We start from the raw sequence: 19,136 nt of genomic DNA, 5'->3' as shown, positions 1-19,136 counted from the left end.
TTATGAAGGCTGAGCCAGCGCAAACCGGCTGAGGCGATCCTCGATATCTGTACTGGAGCTCAGCGTAAAGCAGGCTTTGGCTTCCTGCTGAGCTGATGCGGCAGCCGTATTTAGGATGCGGTGCTTCACCCGAAGCAGGGACAGCGGAGACATACTGAGCTGATTGACACCCAGCTCCAGCCATAACGGAATGGCCCGTTCATCCCCAGCCAGCTCTCCGCAGACGCTGACCGGAATACCCGCTTCCTTCGCCGCGTCCACTGTTGTGCGCAGCATGCGCAGCACAGCCGGATGGAACGGCTGGTACATGGATGCAATCTGCTCATTCATCCGGTCCACAGCCAGTACGTACTGCACCAGATCATTGGTGCCAATGCTGAAGAAATCGCATTCCTTGGCCAGCATATCGGCAATCATGGCCGCCGCCGGCACCTCGATCATAATGCCCGCCTCAATATCCTGATCATACGGAATGCCTCTTCCGTCTAGCTCTTCCATGCATTGCTTCAGCACGGCATTGGCCTGCTTCAGCTCATCCACGGAGGAAATCATAGGATACAGAATTTTCATCTGGCCATGCTTGCTTGCCCGCAGGATGGCTCTTAATTGAGTGTGCAGCAGCTCTGTCCGGTCCAGCGTGATCCGGATTCCGCGGTAGCCCAGAACCGGGTTCTCTTCCTCTGCCAGTGGAAAATATTCCAGCTGCTTGTCTCCCCCGATATCGAGGGTCCGGATGACGACCGGTGCCCCTGCCATTCTCTCGGCGGCGTGGCGATAAATCTGAAACTGCTCCTCTTCGGTCGGAAAATCCTGCCGGTCCATATACAGAAACTCCGTCCGGAACAGACCTACGCCGTCCGCACCATGATGCAAGGCCGTGTCCAGCTCCTTCAGCGAGTTCATGTTGGCTGCCAGCCGGAAGCTGAAGCCATCCTTGGTGACCGCATCCACCGAGGAGAGCAGCTGAAGCTGCTCTTTCTTTTGCAGCTGCTGTTCACGCAGGCTTCGATAGTGCTCAATGACCTCGGTGTCCGGATTCACGTACAGGCATCCCTTTTCTCCATCCAGTGCAAGGTAGTCTCCGGTCTGAATCGGCTTCTCGAGCCGATTCTCCACACCCGAAACGAGCGGAATCCCGATGGCCCGCGCCATAATAGCGGAATGCGAGGTCTTCCCTCCTGCCATCGTTACGATTCCGAGCACGTGAGATGGATTCAAATGCGCCAGCTGCGATGGAGACAGTTCCTTCGCTACGAGAATATAGGGCTGGGTATCAGAGGGAAGCGTGACCTCTGGCGCCCCCAGCAAATGCTTGAGCAGACGATTGCCGACGTCCTTGATGTCCATGGCCCGCTCTTTCATATATTCATCATCCAGGAGATCAAACATCGTGACAAAGTGGTCAATGGCTTCCTTGACTGCGACTTCTGCCGCCTTGTACTGACGTTCGATCAAGCCCTGAATTTCATTCATAAATACCGGATCTTCCAGAATCGCCAGATGCGCATCAAAAATATGCGATTCCTCATCGCCGACCATTTCCTTAAACTCATTCTTGATATATTCGATTTCGTTCTTGGACGTCCGGATGCCCTCATACAGCCGTTCAAACTCTCTCGCCAAATCAACAGCGTCCTTCTGGGACTCCGGCAGATCGAGCTCCCAGTGCGGAAGCACAAAGGCCTTCCCGAACGCAACACCAGCTGCTGCGCCAATACCTTGAATCATTTCTCTCTACCCCCAGGATTGCTTTCATTTAACACCACCGATAGTACCGAGGTCTGCCCTTTCTTCACCGATTTGAAGGGTGCATAGCTCCAGGACTTGACCTTGTCGGGGTTCGTAATGACCATAGGTGTCGCCAGCGACGCGGCGTGCGTCTTGAGATAGCCCAGGTCAAACCTCACCAGCAGCTGGCCGGGCTCAACCTCGTCGCCCTCCTTCACTACAGCCTGGAACGGTCCCTTCAGCTGCGAAGTGTCAATGCCGATATGAATGAGCACCTCCAGCCCCTCCGGTGTGGCGATGCCCACTGCATGCATCGTTGGGTACACATGCATCACGGTTCCGAAGACGGGCGACACCAGCTCTCCCTTATCCGGGATAAACGCGACGCCGTTGCCCACGAGCTTGGCGGCAAATATATCGTCCGGAACGTCTTCAATCGGCAGCATCCGGCCCTGGACCGGCGCGCTGAACAGCACGCGCGGCAGATCCCGCTGCATCAGCTTGTTAATCTCTTCCCGAATCAGCTCGGAGTACGTACCGAAGACGACCTGCACATTGCCTCCGCCAAGCTTAATCAATCCGGCAGAGCCGAGCAGCTTCAGCGCATTGGCATCAATCTGGCGGTCATTGTACACCGTCAGCCGCAGGCGCGTCATGCAGGACTCCACCTGGACGATGTTGTCCTTGCCGCCCAGCGCCTCCAGAATAAGCGGAGCCTGATACGGAATGTTGCCGGCCCAGCCCTCCAGAGCGGACCCTTCCTCCCGGCCCGGCGTTGGAATGCCGAAGGTGCGGATCGCCCAACGGAACAGGAAGTAATACACCAGTCCATATGCCAGGCCGATCGGAATGAGCATCCAGGCATTTTGCGACAGGTGGAAGTTAATGACGAAATCAATAAAGCCTGCAGAGTAGGAGAAGCCGTGGTGGATGTTTAGCATATAGGTAAGCACCATGGCAAAGCCTGCCATCAGCGCATGCACGATATACAGATACGGTGAAGCAAAGAGAAAAGCGAATTCAATCTGCTCCGATACCCCGGTCAAAAAGCATACCAGTGCAGAGCGCATGAACGTCTTTTTCACCTTGGGCTTCAGATCCTCTCGCGCTTCCTGAATGATGGCAAAAGCTATTGCCGGCAGGGCAAACATCATAATCGGAAACAGCCCGGCCATAAAGTCACCCGCCGTCGGATCGCCGGCAAAAAACCGGGGCAAATCCCCTTGCACCACCGTCCCGTCCGGCGTCTCATACGTGCCTAACTGAAACCAGTACACATTGTTGAGGAGATGATGAAGCCCGAATGCGGCGAGCACCCGGTATAAAATACCGTACAGAAACAAGCCGAAGCCGCCCAGATGCACGGTCAGCTCATAAAATGACTCCATGCCTCCCTGTATCTTTGGCGCCAGCCCGACCATCCCCCAGGCAAACAGTGCCGAGAACAGTCCCATAATGAGAAGAACAAACCGCGACCCTCCAAAAAACTGAATCGCCTCCGGCAGCTTGATATGCTTAAACCGGTTATACACCAGGCTGGATACTAATCCAAAAATAATCCCGATCAGCGTCGAGGGCTGAATCTCCCCATCTCCTGCTGTGCCCGTCACCTGATCATAAATAAACATGCCTGCCAGCGCTGCCAGTCCTGCGGGACCGCCCTGATTGGACAATCCCCAAGCGACGCCAATAGCAAACAAATACGGCATGTAATAAAACACGCCATGGCCGGCCGCGGTAGCAATCGTGCCCAGGGATTCCGCACCCCAGGCTGCCCACGGCAGGCTTCCGAACGACAGCAGGAGAGCTGCCGCGGGCAGCGCCATGGTGGGAAGCATAACCGCCCGCCCCAGCTGCTGTAAAGAGCCCAACCAATTCAAGGCAAGCCCTCCTTTCTAACTTAGATGGTAAGCGCTGCTCCGGCTTTTGTCAAAAGGGTTTGCTGCAGGCAAAAAGAAGACAGGTCCTACGTCTGCATAGGACCTGTCTTCTCTCGCGCCAGGCAGCGCTTATGACCTTCCCCCGGTGATGGCATCCTCGACCTTGATGCAGCGGTCCATAATGACCGTCATCCCGTTCTCCTGCGCGATCCGGGCTGCTTCTTCGCTCCAGATGCCCTGCTGAAGCCACAGCACCTTGGCGCCGATCGCTGCCGCTTCCTGAGCCACTTCAGCGCAGTACTCACTTCTGCGAAACACGTTGACGATGTCTACGGGCTCCTTAATGTCTGCCAGAGAAGGATAGCAGGTTTCTCCGAGGATGTGCTCCGCGCCGGGATTCACCGGAATGATCCGGTACCCCCGGCTTTGCATGGCCATCGACACCAGATGCGAGGTTCGATCCGGCTTGTCAGACAAGCCAACAACAGCGATGCTGCCCGCATTAGCAAGTATATTGCCAATCTCTTCCCGGGCTGGATTCTGAAATGCCACGTGTCATCCCGCCTTTCTTGCGCTCAGGCTGCGGCCTTCGCGTCCGTCGTTACGTTATTATTCTACCCATTCTACATTTGCGCCAAGCGCCTTGAGATGGTCGAAATACTGGGGATACGATTTGGCCACATGATGTGCATCCTTGATTCTCAGCGGCTGGCTTGCACGGAGGCCGACCACGGTCAGTGCCATAATGACGCGATGATCATAATGCGCATTGATCTCCACTCCGCCTTCCACGCCCTCCGGCCGGCCATGGACGATGATTTCCGACTGCCGTTCTTCGACACGGGCACCGGCTTTGGTAAGCTCGGCCAAATAATCCGTGATGCGGTCACATTCTTTGTAGCGAAGATTCTCTACATTGTAGAAACGGGATGTCCCTTCAGCAAAAACAGCTGCCGCCACCATAGCCAGCACGGCATCCGTTGCGGTATCGCCGTCAAACTCCAAGCCTTGAAGCCGGGCATTGCCCTGTACGCGTACATCGTTATTCTCATGCGTCAGCGGAACCTGCATAGCCTTCAGCACATCAATAATGGCGCGCTCTCCCTGCTTGCTGTCCGGCGACAGATTGCGAATCGTCACATCCGACTGAGTAACCGCGGCGGCCGCCAGCACGGCGGCCGAACCCGGGTAGTCGCCCTGCACAGTATACGTCTTCGCCTGGTAGGCTTGTCCGCCAGGTACACGGAACTTGCTGTAATCCTCACTCGCTTGAATCACAATTCCTGCCTGCTCCAGCACCTCCAGCGTCTGGCCGATGACTACCTTGGACTTCAGATCACCGGTCACGGTAATCTCGCTATCGCCCTCCAGCAGCGGAGTCAGGAACAGCAAGGAGCTTAAATACTGCGAGCTGACCTCGCCAGACACCGTAATCGAACCGCCCTGCGGCTTGCCGCCGCGGATGGTCATCGGCAGCCGGCCCCCGTGATGCTCAATCTCAACCCCCAGCTGACCTAAAGCGTCAATCAGGTCATCATGGGGACGCTTGCCCAAAGAATCCGGATACGTATTCACAAAATGTACTTCTTCGGTCAGTGCCGCAATTCCCATCAAGAAGCGAAGAACTGCTCCCGCGTTACCTACATTCAGCTCCTTCACGTTCTTGGGATGCTTGCCGAAGCCGGTAATGACCGCTTTCTCTTCATCCTCTTCAAGAACAGCCCCCAGATCCTGAATACAGCGTCTCATCGCGTCGCTGTCCTCACTGCGGGCCGGGTAATAAATGGTGCTTGTTCCTTCTGCCAGTGCGGCTACGAGCAGATAGCGGGTCGTATAGTTTTTGGAGGACAAGGCTCCAATAGAACCGCTCAATGCAGCGGTCGGTCTCACAATAACGTCCATGTTATGTAATCTCTCCTTTTGACAATAATAGTACAGGTTATAAAGGTGGCACAAGACAGGAAATTGACAGGCAAAACGCAGCTTCGGTATCATAGAACAAGCAAATAACAGACCCATTACAGAAAAGAGGTTCTTTGAATATGAGTTCTATTCCCCAGATTACTCCCTCCGAGCTGCGCAGCCGCTTGGACAATGGAGAGAAGCTTTACATGATTGATGTCCGCGAGGACGATGAAGTAGCACAGGGCATGATTCCCGGTGCGAAGCATATTCCCATGGGTGAAATCCCGGACCGAATCCAGGAAATTCCGGCTGATCAGGAAGTGATCTTCATCTGCCGCAGCGGCGGCCGCAGCCAGCGCGTATGCGATTACCTGAGCCAGCAAGGACTGGACAAGCTTGTTAATATGCAGGGCGGCATGCTGGAGTGGAACGCCGACGACAACGAATAGGGCGCGGCTACCCCAATGAATTACGCAAGGCAGGAATCTCTGGATTCCTGTCTTTTGTTATACGCTCGTATGCATCTTAAACGCGGTAATGCATTAAAATCTGCCGGCCTGCCTCTTCAGCGGAAATCCCAGTCGTATCCACCGTCAAATCCGCAAACCGGTAGCAGTCTTTCCGCTCTTCCAGGATAGTTCTGACCTTTAGCTCCAAGTCTCCTCCCGCCAGCAATGGCCTTCCCTGATCTTCCCGCACGCGTTCCACAATGCTCTCCGCCCCGGCGGTCAATGCTGCAACCCAGCCCTGGCGCTTCATCAATTCACAGTTGCTCTCTGAAAGCACAGCCCCGCCTCCGGTTGCAATAACCCGCTTGCTGCAGGACAGCACCTTCGCAAGGACGGCCGACTCCAGATTCCGAAACGCCGGCTCTCCATCCTCAGCGAATAGATCAGGAATACGCTTCCCGGCGGCCACTTCAATCTCATGATCCAGATCGACAAACTCATAACCCAGCTGTTCCGCGATCCAGCGGCCTGCGGTGCTTTTGCCAGTGCCCATCATCCCGATCAGGACGATGCTGATGTTACGCTGCTCCATAGGCTCCCCCCATCTGTTAGTCTAGCAGTTTCAAGTTTTTCATTATCATACCATAGGGCCAAAAGACTGGACAATGACCTCCGCATCTAGTTTTATACCGAGCAGGAAGTCTATCTTTCCTCGTATTGTCATATACCTAATAGCAGTAGCACTAGATTCGCTCAGAGTCAGGAGTGATTAAGAGTATGAATGAACCAGAATCTGCAGGTCCACTGGGACCGTCGAGGCGACTGAACCTTATTCAGAAGCCCACACATCCTCTATGCCGCGAAGACATCATGTGGGTGCTGCATTATGCGCATAAAAAAGTGACTTCGCTCGATCCTGCAGCGCAGGAGCTTACGAAGTCACAGTTACTGCAAAGCTATTCAGGCTATTGCCGGGCGGTCCTGCTGCTCATGGACAGCCGCGGAGCGATCCACACCTGCAGTGAGGAAATCCGCGCCTGTCTGGCTGACATCCTGAACGGCCTTAGCACTGAAAGCTGGTCTTAGTCCATCCAGTTGAAGTGGAATACGCCTTCCTTGTCCACACGCTTGAACGTGTGAGCGCCGAAGTAATCCCGCTGCGCCTGAAGCAGGTTCGCAGGCAGGTTCGCAGAGCGGTAGCTGTCGTAGTAAGCCAGCGCACTGGAGAAGCCCGGCACCGGAATACCCATGGATACAGCAGATGCTACCACTTTACGCCAAGCGCTTTGGTAGTTCTCGATGATGTCCTTGAAGAACGGATCCAGCAGCAGGTTGTTCAGCTGTGGGTCGTTATTGTAGGCATCTGTGATGTTCTGAAGGAAACGGGAACGGATGATGCAGCCGCCGCGCCAGATTTTGGCCAGCTCGCCGTATTGCAGATCCCAGTTGTACTCGTCCGAAGCCGCACGCAGCTGGGCAAAGCCCTGTGCGTAGGATACGATCTTGGAGGCAAACAGAGCTTTGCGGACATTTTCCACAAATTCAGCTTTGTCTCCGGAGAACTTCTCGGCCTGAGGACCGCTCAGAATCTGGCTCGCCTGAACACGCTCTTCTTTCATCGCGGACAGGAAGCGGGAGAATACAGACTCCGTGATCATGGACAAAGGCACGCCCAGGTCCAGGGAGCTCTGGCTTGTCCATTTGCCGGTGCCCTTCTGTCCGGCCGTATCCAGAATGAGGTCAACCATCGGCTTGCCGGTTTCCTCATCATATTTGGAGAAAATGTCAGCGGTGATCTCGATCAGGTAGCTGTCGAGCTCGCCCTTGTTCCATTCCGTGAAGATTTCATGAAGCTCCGGAGCTTCCATGCCCAGTACATCCTTCAGCAGCTGGTAAGCTTCGCAGATCAGCTGCATATCGCCGTACTCGATGCCGTTGTGGACCATCTTCACATAATGTCCTGCGCCGTCCGGCCCGATATATGTACAGCAAGGCTCGTCGTTTACTTTTGCAGAAATAGCCGTAAGGATCGGCTCTACCAGCTCATAAGCGCTCTTCTGACCGCCTGGCATGATGGAAGGCCCCTTCAGTGCTCCTTCTTCTCCGCCGGATACGCCGGCTCCGATATAACGGAAGCCCTTCGCTTCCAGCTCCTTGTTGCGGCGAACGGTATCCGGGAAGTAGGCGTTGCCGCCGTCGATAATAATATCGCCCTGATCCAGGTGAGGCAGCAGCTGCTCAATTGTAGCGTCAGTAGCTTGTCCTGCCTGTACCATAATAAGAATACGGCGCGGAGTTTCCAGCGACTCCACAAATTCCTCCACAGAGAAGGTCCCTGTCAGGTTCTTGCCTTCCGCTTCCTTCAGCAGGTCCTCCGTCTTTTGCGGGGAACGGTTATATACGGAAACCGTGAAGCCTCTGCTCTCAATATTAAGAGCCAAATTCTTGCCCATTACAGCAAGGCCAATGACACCAATCTGTTGCTTTGCCATTTGTTGGTTCTCCATCCTTTGCTCTAAATTTGTAGTCTCACAGTGCCGATTCATACACCGTTTTGTTTACAACACTCTTATATTAACGTTTTTCTGCGGAGAAGTGAACCCCTGCTGCCAAAGGCCGCGCGAAAACACCCCTGGTGACCGGAGGTGTTTTTCGTGTATTCATATTTGATGGATCATACGCATAGGCTTAACGCAGTTCAGAATTACCATTCCAGCCGGAACAGCTCCAAAGCAAGCTCCTCCAGCTTTTGCCTGCAGTCTGCCGCCGCTTTAGCATCCCCGGATTGAAGGGCATTATACAGCTTCTCAAGCTCGTCGTCCGTCTCCAGTCTGCAGAGCAGCAGCCGCTGCTCACCTTCCCTGGACTCGAACATCCGGATCATCTCCTGCTCCGTCATGGGAGTGCCTTTTTGATACAAGACTCGCTGGCGGTACCCGGAGATCTCGACCAGGCGGATGACTTCTCCGAATAAAATATTCTCAATGAGGATTTGCCGATCCTTGAATCGCTTCACAACGGCGTGGCCGCGAGTGTTCTCAATCAGCTTCTCCATCCACTCCGACAGCTTGGGGTCCTTGATCATGTAATCCCCGACCAGCTTAAAGCCGCTTCCTGTCCGCTGGAATTTCAGCTTCACGAGCTTCCTTCCGGTGCGGATCGAAATGACAAACTGGGCTTCATTCTCACTCCAGTAAAGCGAATACCCCTCCTGAATCAAATCCTTGATCAGCTCCTGGATATGCCGGCGTTCAAACCGGAGCTCCAGATTGCAATACTCTACTTCCTCGCTCTTATTCACGGCACTCCCTCCTTGGTACTCCTGCGCTTTGTCCATTTGCGGGTGCGGCCCTTATCATGTCTTACGATTTTGACGAAAGTCTTATCTATATCTTATACTTCATCTTATGTAACGGTACCTTGGTTTATTGACTATTTTTGAGCCGTTCTTAGAGGACTTCAACGTTTCACCACTAATATACAGGAAGGCTGTTGACGTATGAGCTTTACCGGATTTGATGCGAAAGATTTTGATGTATTTACTGTTCCCGGCCTGGAGGCCCGGATGGATGCGCTGATTGAAAACGTGCGCCCGAAGCTTGAAGCCCTTGGCGCAGAGCTCGCGCCTTTCGTATCGGCAATCTGCGGGGAGGAAATGTTCGTTCATGTGGCGAAGCATGCCCGGCGCACTGTCAATCCCCCTGTGGACACCTGGGTGGCCTGGGCGGCAGGGAAGCGGGGATATAAGGCGCTGCCGCATTTTGAAGTGGGCATGTTCGAGTCCCATGTGTTTGTCATTTTCGCGATTATTTACGAGAGCCCGAACAAAACGGTGTTTGCCGGGCACCTGGAGCAGCAGCTGCCGGAGATCCGCAAGCAGCTGCCACAGAGCTTTTACTGGTCCACCGATCATATGAAGCCTGAAGGCACCCCGCATGAGCAAATGGACAGCGAGGCATTTGCCGAGCTCATCCGGAAGCTGAAGCAGGTGAAGAAGGCCGAGGTGATGTGCGGGCTGCGCATTCCTCGGGAGGAGGCCTCCCGAATGAACGGCGAGGAGCTGTCCGGTGTGATTCAGAACACCTTCGAAACGTTACTGCCGCTGTACAGGCTGTCTTTCTAAATGTAGACATGCCGGGCTTGCATCCTTGCGAGCCCGGCTTTTGATTGATATTCAAGGCAGACGCCAATACTGTTACTGGGGGACAAGGACTGCAGCGAGCTCGGTCGGGGCACCACGCCTCCAAAAGCTTTGCTTGCATTCCCCCCCTATTTTGCTATACTCAATTTTGTTTAAATCTCTAGATACAGAAAGGTTGTGACAGCTTCCATGGACCATAGCGTAACACCGCTCTTTACCGCACTGAAGGAGCATGCGGGAAACAATCCGGTGCAGTTTCACATTCCAGGACATAAGAAGGGCCTGGGAACCGATCAAGAATTTCGGGCGTTTATCGGCGATAATGCCCTTTCCATAGATTTAATTAATATCGCTCCCCTCGATGATCTTCATCAGCCGACAGGCGTCATCGAGCAGGCGCAGAAGCTTGCCGCCGATGCATTTGGCGCAGACTACACCTTTTTCAGTGTCCAGGGCACGAGCGGTGCCATCATGACGATGATTATGTCCGTCTGCTCTCCCGGGGACAAAATTATCGTGCCGCGCAATGTGCATAAATCGGTGCTGTCCGCGATCATTTTCAGCGGGGCCAAGCCGGTGTTTGTGTCTCCGGCACAGGATCATAATGTGGGCATTGACCACGGCATTACGATCAGCTCGGTCCGCAAGGCTCTGAAGCGTCATCCTGACGCCAAAGCGGTGCTCGTCATCAACCCGACGTATTTCGGTGTCAGCGCGGATCTCAAGGAGATTGTGGATCTGGCGCACAGCTATCATATTCCCGTGCTGGTTGATGAAGCCCACGGGGTGCTTATTCATTTTCACGAGGACCTGCCGATGTCTGCCATGCAGGCCGGCGCCGATATGGCGGCGACCAGTGTCCACAAGCTGGGCGGCTCCATGACGCAGAGCTCCGTGCTGAATGTAAATACCAAGAACGGGTACATTAATCCGTTCCGGGTTCAGACCATTATCAGTATGCTGACGACGACCTCAACCTCGTACATTCTGCTGGCTTCCCTGGATACCTCCAGACGCAACCTGGCGCTGCACGGACGAGAGATGGCTTCCAGAGCGATTGAGATGGCCCAGCATGCCCGCCGCTCCATCAATGAGATTGAAGGTCTTTACTGCTTCGGAGACGATATTCTGGGCGGAGAGGCCACCTACAGCCTTGATCCTACCAAGGTCACGATCCATGTCCGCCATCTGGGAATTACCGGCTATGAAACAGAGAACTGGCTCAGGGAGAAATACAACATTGAGGTGGAGCTCAGTGATATGTACAATATCCTGTGCCTGATTACACCGGGTGACACGCCGGATACGGTAGAGACGCTCATAACGGCTTTGAAAGAGCTGTCTCAGGAGCATCACAATCGGAATGAAATTAACGAGCTGATCGTCAAGGTACCGGAGATTCCCCAGCTCTCACTCATTCCGCGCGACGCCTTCTACGGGGATACCGAGGTCATTCCGTTTAAAGAATCTGCCGGCCGGATTATTGCCGAATTCATTTATGTGTATCCGCCGGGAATCCCGATCCTCCTCCCTGGAGAGGTCATTTCCCAGGACAACATCGATTACATCACAGATCACGTCGATGTCGGGCTGCCGGTAAAAGGTCCGGAGGATCGCAGCATTCAGAACGTCAAGGTCATTATTGAGGCCGATGCAATCTTCTAATTGACACTCATCTTTGCCGGATGCAGGCGCGACGCCTTGCACGTAATACAAACAAACAGCGGTGCTCAGGATCATCTCCCGAGCACCGCTGTTTAGTTTGCAAGCCCTATTCCTGAGCGGCAACGAGCTCGTTATAAGCCTCTTCTACCGCGTTCCATTCGTCTTCATCTTCAATGTTATAGAGAACCATTTCCTCGTCCTCTTCTTGCATACGCAGGATCACGCCGTCTGCTCCCGGATTGTTGCGCTCCAGCAGAAGAGCGTACAGCTTCTCGCCCACGTCGAACGTTTCCACCAGAACCATTTCCATTTCCTTGCCCTGTTCATCGGTCAAGGTCAGTACGAATTCCTCGGCGTCTTGGTCATGATCATGGTCATGTCCATGTGTGTGATCACTCATTGAATGTTAAACCTCACTTCAATTAAATTATCAATCCTTGGTATGGTAACACGGAAGCCGGGACCAGGTCAATTTCAGGCAGAGCCCCGCTTGATCACTGCGAGGTCCATCGGGTGAACCTACAATGATCGGGCTTATTTCAGCACAGTAATGATTTTTTCGGCAACCTTTTCATAGCCCGAGCTTCCCGTCAGTTTGACATAGAAGCCTACCGAATATTTGCCGACGGTATCGAAATCGTACGTAAAGTCATAGGTCCGAAACCAGAAATTATCCTTACCCTGCAGGTTGCTCTGAGACTGAATATCCTTGATGCTGCCTGAAGGATCTTCAATCGCTACCTTGACGGACTCCACATCATCATGCACGGAATCCACCTGGCTGAACACGTTAAACTTTAATTTGCCCCGGTTCACGTTCCCGAATGCCGTATCTCCCTTGAACAGAAAGATATGTACATTCGGCTTCACGACCTGTACCTTGCCGGCACTTTTATCCCAGTCTGAGGCTGCATTCATATCCCGCAGCGGCACATAAATCTTATTATCAATCAGATAGGCACCATCCTTCAGCTCCCGACCGTTCATCAACACCCGGATCTTGTCCTGAATCGAATCTGCAAACAACAGCGTGCTTCCGCTCATTAACGTGATGACCAGAGCTGCGGCTGTGATTTTTTTCCAACCCAGCTTTACCCTCATGTCCATTAATCCCCTCCATTGATTCTCGCTGATACATGTGTATACTACACGACAAAAAGTAAAGTTGCGGAGAACCACATAATTTATGTGTATTTTCCCGGGAATGGTGCAGAAGACGCTGATTAGGTACAATATCAGTATGTCCAATCGCATGAAATGGATAAGAAGGAGGAGGATTCCATTGACCTTGAAATTGCAAATGCTAGGTACCGGCAGCGCTTTTTCCCGAAAGTATTTCAACAATAATGCATTGATCTTTGATGAGAACTTTACACTCATGGTCGACTGCGGCGTCACCGCACCTACGGCCCTCCATCAGCTGGGACGCTCCTGGGACTCTATTGATGCCGTGCTAATCACGCACACCCACGCCGATCATGTAGGAGGACTGGAGGAGCTCGCGTTCCAGATGAAAATGAGATACCAGCGTAAAATCCCGCTGTACCTTGCAGAGCCTCTGGCAGGCCCGCTGTGGGAACACACCCTGAAAGGCGGTCTGTACCAGGAAAAATATATTGAATCGCTGGAGGATGTGTTCACCGTCATTCCGCTGCCGGTAGGGACCCCTGCCGATCTCTCGCCCGGCATCACCGTGGAGCTGATTCATACCCGGCATATCCCCGGAAGGGACAGCTATTCCTTGTATCTCAATGGCCGCGTCTTTTATAGTGCCGATATGACCTTTGATCCCCAGCTGCTGCACCAGCTGGTCACGGAGCGCCGCTGCGATACGATTCTGCACGAGTGTCAGCTGGAGGGAGAAGGACAGGTGCATACCACGCTTTCCGAGCTGCTGAGCCTGCCGGAGGAGCTGCAGTCCAACATCCATCTCATGCATTATGCCGACAACATGGAGCAGTTCCGCAACTCCACCGGCCCGATGAAGTTTCTGGAGCAGCACCGCGTGTATGAGCTGTAGCGGCTGACTGGCTACAATCCACTAAGGCAAGAAAAGCCTGCCCTCCGCGTTAGGAGGACAGGCTTTTCTTCGGTTTCACGTCAGGCCCCTGATGCAGCACGCATGCAGTCTTGACAAGACCCTACAGCTCCTTCACCATGCGTACATGCGGAATTCCGGCATCATCGAAAGGCTCGGTAGAGGTGGTAGTATAGCCCAGCTTGGCATAGAAGCCTTCCGCTTGACACTGGGCATCCAGTACGGAGGATTCCAGCTTCAGCTCCCGCGCTGCATTTTCCATAGCCAGCACGAGCACCCGGCCGAGCCCCTGGGTACGGAACTTCTGCCGTACAGCAATTCGCTGCATTTTGGCTGCATCCTTGTTGTAACGAATGACGCGCCCGGCTGCGGCAAACTCCCCGTCATATTTAATCAGGATATGCTGGGCTTCAGCATCCAGGTTGTCGTATTCATCAATCTCCAGGTCCTCAGGAACCTTCTGCTCCTCCACGAACACTTCCTTGCGGATTGTGAGCGCAGCCCTGAGCTCTTCCTCTGTCGATACATTAATGATTTCTGCTGCCATGTTCTGCACCTCTTTCACGCCCTGCTTGTTCTATTAGCGGTCATTGTAAATGTCTGTGTATACAGCTGAACCATTATACAAAACAATTGATTTTCTGTATAGTGAAAGGAACAGCTTCATTGAAGGAGGAGATATTTATGGGTCTTGGAGGCACGATTCTGGCTGCGGTTGTCATCGCCGTGATCCTGATTGTTCCGATGTTTTACACCATCAAAAAAGGCTACTCCCGGAAATGGGACGAGGAATAGCTTCACCATTCCTCGTCCTTTCTCATTCGTACAGAGTGCCTTCATATCATTATCGTCCCTGCAGCGGGCTTGACGGCTTCAGCGTCGGCTCCTGAATCAGCCGCTCCCCTCTCCCGCCGGACGGGTACACGTCCTCACGTACCGAACGCTCATACACATCCTTATGCACCGGTGACGACGGAGCCTCCAGCAGCGGCAGCGTGTCCGCCCTGCTTGGAATATTGCACCCGGCCAGAAGCAGCATGCAGCCCAGCGCTATGACTGTACCGGCTTTGCGAGCCGACAAGCTGTCGTCTTTATTCTTCAACATCATCCCTCCTGCTCACGCTACCTGCTAAGGCTAGCATTGACTAGTAAAGGGAATTTTATAAACAAAAAAACCTTGATTTCTCAAGGTTTCCTTCTCTTCATATAGGACGGACGGGGATCGAACCCGTGACCCCTACCCTGTCAAGATAGTGCTCTCCCGCTGAGCTACCGTCCTTCAATAAAATATATAATAGCATGATCGCTATCTATAAAGCAATATATTTTTTTGAGGGCACCATTCATTTCTTCGCGCATATACTGGAGGGCGAAAGAGGTGAGTGCTCATGCTACGGCTATGGTATTACAGTCTGATCTGGGCTCTGCTCCTGGCTGCAGGAGTACCCGGTGTTTCCAGCGGCTTCGCTGCAGCAGAGGCTGCAGAAGCGTCTGCTGTTCCGAAGCTAAGCAGTACTTATGCGCTGCACGAGCAGTTCATCCTGATCGAGAAATCGACCAACACACTGACGTACTTCGAAAACGGAAAGGCGGTGAAAAGCTTTAAGGTCGCCACAGGAAAGAAGCCATCCTTCACCCCAGAGGGCTTGTTCTTGATTCACGAGAAGGTGAAGAACCGCGCCTACTACAAAGAGAAGATCAAGGGTGGAGCCCCTGACAATCCGCTCGGTGCGCGCTGGCTCGGCCTGAATGTCAAAATAAACGGCAAGCTCAGCTACGCCTACGCCATCCACGGCACGAACAATCCCTCCTCCATCGGCACATATTCATCCGCAGGCTGTATTCGAATGCATAATGAAGATGTCATCTGGCTGTATGACACGGTGAAGATGAATACTCCTGTACTTATAAGATAAATACCTTCCCATCTTCGGAAATCGGAAAAGACTGCAGCAGCGGAGTACGACATGATCGCCTTGTACTCCAGCTGCTGACCGTCCTGCTCCTATAGAAGCCGCAAAGAAACGCGTCGCTGGCGCGCTGTTTATGAGCCGTAAGGCGCACCAAACTCCAGAATGTTCCGATCGGGATCCAGCACATAAATCTGAGCAAAGCCGGCCACACTGTCCGGCCGAGCTTCATAAGGGATGCCCTGCTCCTCCAGCCATGCTTTTGTGTCAGAGTGACTCTTGACCCAGAATGCAAAATGGCCGTCTACCGTATCAATCCCCCGCTCCCTTAATGTATCTCCGCCTGGATGCTCCAGCAAATGCAGCTGCTGATCTCCGACCGCATACCAGACTCCAGTGGAATTAAAGGGAGGCCGAGGAATCTCCTGCAGCATCAGCTTCTCTGAATAAAAGGCCCTGGCGATGTCTAAGCTTCGGACGGCCAGGCTGACATGATGTAATCCGTTGAAATGAATCATTTCTTGTCCTCCATGGATCATTGTATTCCTTTTCATTATAGCGAATTACAGGGGCGCTGTCCTTGTCCAGTGAGGGTGCAGTTACGTCCCCTTTATCCTACATAAAGAGGGCCGCCTCCCGGAGAATGCATTCTCCCGAAAGGCAGCCCTGTTTTTACTTCGAAGAAGCCTGAACACCAACCGTCACAATCTCATACGGCTTAACCGTCAGCTGCAGCGGCTGTGTGCTGCTGAAGACCTGCTGCTCTTCCTGCTTCTGCTCCAAAATCGTCGTTTGGTACGCAGCAGCTTCTGCAAGCGCGGTGCCAAGCTCCAGCTCTGCGGCTTCGCCGCCCAGGTTGAACCAGCGAAGCATCCAATCCCCGGAATCCCGGTTCATCTTCAAGGAAGAGAACGCCAGCTGCGGATGCTCCCAGGTAAACATGGAATAGCTGGCTGGCAGCTTTCCTTCATGGACCCCGGTCTGAACCGCTGCCCATGGCACCTGGAACTGGTAAGCCTGCGCAAAAGCGCCGTCCTGAATGCCGCTGCCCTGATGTGGAATGACCTCCAGATGGACGGTGGACTCCCCGATGCATTGAGCTTCCGGCGTCGGGAAGTAGCCCCAGTCGCCCAGCTCGCCTACGGCGCGAAGCAGCGTAACGGCAATCGTATTGCGGCCGTCCCGCAGCACTTCATATTCGTTAAGGCCCAGGTTCGCTACCGTCAGGCCGGCACCCTCACCGCTGACATCCACGAAGGCCTGCTGATGTGCTGTATTGCTTGGATTCTCCCACTCTGCTGCCGGCTCGTTGCTGCGCTCCGCCACCTCAAACATAGAGTCCGCCCGGTGAACCGCGGTCTGCAGATCTGTCGGGAACCACACACGCAAGCGATGATCCTTACTCTGATTATTGAAGGTAACCGACATTTGCACGCCTTTAGCGTCACGCTCCAGTGTAATCACCGTCTTCAGCTTCAGCGTAACGGTCTCGCTTGCACGCTGTGCTTTCCGCTCCGGATAATAAATGAGCTCAATCTGCTCCTGCAGCAGCTTGTCATCCGCCGATACCGGTATATCCCACTCATGCATCACTAGAAGGGAAGCACGGAACGGAGTATCCTCAATGACCGTAATTTGTGCTTCAAGCCCTTTTGTACTCAGAGCTTCTTCCCCTTCCGGCTGCTTGAACATATACTCGTTACCAATGTCGCCTGTGTTCTCAAATATCCCTTGATCACGGTATACCTGTCCACTCAGCTTATCGGTCAGGGTAAAGGAGCCGTCTGCATTCAGCTCGACCTTCAAGGCATCATTCTCCATGATCCGGTCGCTGCGGAATAGCGAGCTGTCATGAGACGAGGCGGCTGCGCCTTTGACCAGCGCCAGCGTTTGATAGCCCAGTGCCGGTACATTGGCAGCGTAAAGGGTAACCTTCACCCGGCGGCACATATACGGCTGACGGAAGCGGTCATCCGGCAGATCATAGCCGAATTGCAGCCCCAGATCCTCCAGCGTAAAGAGAACCGGCCGTCCTTGCTCGTCCACAACCGTCATCCCGGAAAGATCTACCTGCTTCATGCGCTCTGCGGTTTCCTTCAAAGAATAGCCATCGCGGAAATAGAGCCGCTCGGCATCCAGCGTTACCGTCACGGTACCGGTTCTCTTCCAGCCTGTGGTGTTAAAGACGACGAATGGCACCGCGCCCTCACCCCATTGGGAGAATGCCGAGGTATCAATGACGTTCGCGATCGCGGCCTTGCTGTCGTCCGCGATATTCTCCGCTACATGGCGGCTCTTCTCGAAACGGGTCACCATCTCGCGGTGCACCTCATCGACACTGCAGCCGCAAATGCTGTCATGCGGATGATTCTGCATCAGTGTCTTCCACGCATAGGTAAACAGATGATGCGGGTATTCTTGTCCTGCCAGGCTTGCCATAGAAGCGAGCGGCTCCGCTACCTTCTCCAGCATGCTCTGTCCGGTCTGGTTCATCTGCTTCAGATATACCCGGGCGGAGGCTGTATTTACCAAGGTCCCCCAGCCGTCGGTACGCTGGCTGCGCAGCTCGCCTTCTACGGTGGACAGCTCTTGGCCCAGATGCTGCCGCAGCTCATCCAGATACTGATCAAAGGTAGAGTGTACAAATTCCGTATCATGATACAGCTTGCCCGCCGTCTGGATCGCTTCCGGCAGATCGGTCTGGATCGGCTGATGGTCACAGCCGTTCATGTATAGCAGCTGACCCGTCGATGCATATTTCTCCGCATCTGCCAGCTTTCTTTCCCAGTAAGCCTTCGCTTCCTCTTCATCTGCCGGCACCTCATTACCGTTGCTGTACCAGTTGGCAAACAGAATTCCGAGTACCTTCGAGCCGTCCGGACCCTGCCAGGTCAGCTCGGAGAAGGAGGATTCATAGCCGCCGTCCGATACGGTATTATTGAATCCGGTAGGCTTGACGCCGCGCCCGAAGAACGCGTTGTCGATGCCGGACTGCACCATCAGCTGCGGCGTTTGGCCGGCTAAGCCGAAGGTATCTGGAAAGTATCCGATTTTGGACACCGAACCGTATTTAGCCGCATCCTCATGGCCAATCTGCATATTCCGCACGTTCGCTTCACTGCTTGTCAGAAATGCATCCTGCAAAATATACCATGGACCGATCTGAATGCGGCCATCATGAATGAGCTGATCCAGCTGCTCTTTTTTCTCCGGCCGCACCTGCAGGTAGTCATCCAGAATAATCGTCTGGCCGTCCAGGAAAAAGTACCGGTATTCCGGTTCCTTTTCCATGGTCTCCAGCAGGGTATCCATCAGCTCGATCAGACGAACGTGATGCTTCTCATAAGGCAAGTACCACTCTCTGTCCCAGTGGGTATGCGAAATAATATGTGCTTTTCTGGACTGCGTCATTGTGAATTC

General features: G+C 53.7%; 19 protein-coding genes and 1 tRNA gene. 6 read left to right on the top strand and 14 right to left on the bottom strand.

Annotated elements, in window-relative coordinates:
- The 4 genes from ptsP to aroA form a co-directional block, all read right to left on the bottom strand.
- Entirely contained in the window at positions 1-1,728 is a 1,728-nt protein-coding gene (gene ptsP / locus JJQ72_RS13235) for a phosphoenolpyruvate--protein phosphotransferase (protein WP_208203977.1), read from the bottom strand.
- A complete protein-coding gene (locus tag JJQ72_RS13230) occupies positions 1,725-3,608 on the bottom strand; it encodes a glucose PTS transporter subunit IIA (RefSeq protein WP_208203976.1) in 1,884 nt (627 codons plus the stop codon). The genes ptsP and JJQ72_RS13230 overlap by 4 nt, the downstream gene beginning before the upstream one ends.
- 129 nt (positions 3,609-3,737) lie before the next feature.
- Positions 3,738-4,160, bottom strand: coding sequence for a CoA-binding protein (locus tag JJQ72_RS13225; RefSeq protein WP_138225375.1), 423 nt, complete (start codon positions 4,158-4,160; stop codon positions 3,738-3,740).
- 57 nt (positions 4,161-4,217) lie between these two features.
- A complete protein-coding gene (gene aroA / locus JJQ72_RS13220; RefSeq protein WP_208203975.1) occupies positions 4,218-5,510 on the bottom strand; it encodes a 3-phosphoshikimate 1-carboxyvinyltransferase in 1,293 nt (430 codons plus the stop codon).
- A 140-nt stretch (positions 5,511-5,650) separates the two neighbouring features.
- On the opposite strand from aroA, the gene JJQ72_RS13215 reads away from it, so the two are divergent.
- Positions 5,651-5,962, top strand: a complete 312-nt coding sequence (locus JJQ72_RS13215; RefSeq protein WP_138225373.1) for a rhodanese-like domain-containing protein — start codon at positions 5,651-5,653, stop codon at positions 5,960-5,962.
- A gap of 76 nt (positions 5,963-6,038) precedes the next feature.
- On the opposite strand, the gene JJQ72_RS13210 is transcribed toward JJQ72_RS13215, so the two are convergent.
- Positions 6,039-6,554, bottom strand: a complete 516-nt coding sequence (locus JJQ72_RS13210) for a shikimate kinase (RefSeq protein WP_208203974.1) — start codon at positions 6,552-6,554, stop codon at positions 6,039-6,041.
- A 185-nt stretch (positions 6,555-6,739) separates the two neighbouring features.
- Between JJQ72_RS13210 and JJQ72_RS13205 the strand changes: the two genes are divergently transcribed.
- Positions 6,740-7,048, top strand: coding sequence for a hypothetical protein (locus JJQ72_RS13205; RefSeq protein WP_138225371.1), 309 nt, complete (start codon positions 6,740-6,742; stop codon positions 7,046-7,048).
- Here JJQ72_RS13205 and gndA read toward each other — a convergent pair.
- Both gndA and JJQ72_RS13195 read right to left on the bottom strand, forming a co-directional pair.
- Positions 7,045-8,454 carry an NADP-dependent phosphogluconate dehydrogenase gene (gene gndA / locus JJQ72_RS13200; RefSeq protein ID WP_138225370.1) on the bottom strand — a complete coding sequence of 470 codons (1,410 nt, stop codon included), beginning with the start codon at positions 8,452-8,454 and terminating at the stop codon, positions 7,045-7,047. The genes JJQ72_RS13205 and gndA overlap by 4 nt on opposite strands.
- Before the next feature lie 212 nt (positions 8,455-8,666).
- Positions 8,667-9,263, bottom strand: a complete 597-nt coding sequence (locus JJQ72_RS13195; RefSeq protein ID WP_138225369.1) for a hypothetical protein — start codon at positions 9,261-9,263, stop codon at positions 8,667-8,669.
- Positions 9,264-9,461: 198 nt separating this feature from the next.
- On the opposite strand from JJQ72_RS13195, the gene JJQ72_RS13190 reads away from it, so the two are divergent.
- Positions 9,462-10,085: a DUF1054 domain-containing protein gene (locus tag JJQ72_RS13190; protein ID WP_138225368.1), complete on the top strand. Its 624-nt coding sequence runs from the start codon at positions 9,462-9,464 to the stop codon at positions 10,083-10,085.
- A 207-nt stretch (positions 10,086-10,292) separates the two neighbouring features.
- Entirely contained in the window at positions 10,293-11,768 is a 1,476-nt protein-coding gene (locus JJQ72_RS13185) for an aminotransferase class I/II-fold pyridoxal phosphate-dependent enzyme (protein ID WP_208203973.1), read from the top strand.
- A 106-nt stretch (positions 11,769-11,874) separates the two neighbouring features.
- Here the strand turns inward: JJQ72_RS13185 and JJQ72_RS13180 are convergent, their stop codons facing one another.
- Positions 11,875-12,168 (bottom strand): DUF1292 domain-containing protein, encoded by a 294-nt coding sequence (locus JJQ72_RS13180; RefSeq protein ID WP_208203972.1) that lies wholly within the window; start codon positions 12,166-12,168, stop codon positions 11,875-11,877.
- A gap of 134 nt (positions 12,169-12,302) precedes the next feature.
- A complete protein-coding gene (locus JJQ72_RS13175; protein ID WP_138227685.1) occupies positions 12,303-12,857 on the bottom strand; it encodes a copper amine oxidase in 555 nt (184 codons plus the stop codon).
- A 193-nt stretch (positions 12,858-13,050) separates the two neighbouring features.
- On the opposite strand from JJQ72_RS13175, the gene JJQ72_RS13170 reads away from it, so the two are divergent.
- Positions 13,051-13,788, top strand: coding sequence for an MBL fold metallo-hydrolase (locus JJQ72_RS13170; protein ID WP_138225365.1), 738 nt, complete (start codon positions 13,051-13,053; stop codon positions 13,786-13,788).
- A gap of 121 nt (positions 13,789-13,909) precedes the next feature.
- On the opposite strand, the gene JJQ72_RS13165 is transcribed toward JJQ72_RS13170, so the two are convergent.
- The 3 genes from JJQ72_RS13165 to JJQ72_RS13155 form a co-directional block, all read right to left on the bottom strand.
- Positions 13,910-14,353: a GNAT family N-acetyltransferase gene (locus JJQ72_RS13165; protein ID WP_208203971.1), complete on the bottom strand. Its 444-nt coding sequence runs from the start codon at positions 14,351-14,353 to the stop codon at positions 13,910-13,912.
- 297 nt (positions 14,354-14,650) lie between these two features.
- The gene (locus tag JJQ72_RS13160; protein WP_208203970.1) at positions 14,651-14,914 is read right to left on the bottom strand and encodes a hypothetical protein; all 264 of its coding nucleotides are present in this window, start codon (positions 14,912-14,914) and stop codon (positions 14,651-14,653) included.
- Positions 14,915-15,013: 99 nt separating this feature from the next.
- Positions 15,014-15,085: transfer RNA gene (locus JJQ72_RS13155), tRNA-Val, on the bottom strand.
- Positions 15,086-15,194: 109 nt separating this feature from the next.
- On the opposite strand from JJQ72_RS13155, the gene JJQ72_RS13150 reads away from it, so the two are divergent.
- Positions 15,195-15,722, top strand: a complete 528-nt coding sequence (locus tag JJQ72_RS13150) for a L,D-transpeptidase (protein ID WP_208203969.1) — start codon at positions 15,195-15,197, stop codon at positions 15,720-15,722.
- A 128-nt stretch (positions 15,723-15,850) separates the two neighbouring features.
- Here the strand turns inward: JJQ72_RS13150 and JJQ72_RS13145 are convergent, their stop codons facing one another.
- Together JJQ72_RS13145 and JJQ72_RS13140 are read right to left on the bottom strand one after the other, a co-directional pair.
- On the bottom strand, positions 15,851-16,234 hold the full coding sequence (locus tag JJQ72_RS13145) for a VOC family protein (RefSeq protein ID WP_138225361.1): 384 nt from the start codon (positions 16,232-16,234) through the stop codon (positions 15,851-15,853).
- 154 nt (positions 16,235-16,388) lie between these two features.
- Positions 16,389-19,127, bottom strand: a complete 2,739-nt coding sequence (locus JJQ72_RS13140; protein WP_208203968.1) for an alpha-mannosidase — start codon at positions 19,125-19,127, stop codon at positions 16,389-16,391.
- Between the last annotated feature and the right edge of the window lie 9 nt (positions 19,128-19,136).

This window comes from Paenibacillus sp. F411 (assembly GCF_017582705.1).
Lineage (GTDB): Bacteria > Bacillota > Bacilli > Paenibacillales > Paenibacillaceae > Paenibacillus_AQ > Paenibacillus_AQ algicola.
Note: the sequence above shows the minus strand (reverse complement) of the source record. Positions and strands in the feature narration are given on the sequence as shown.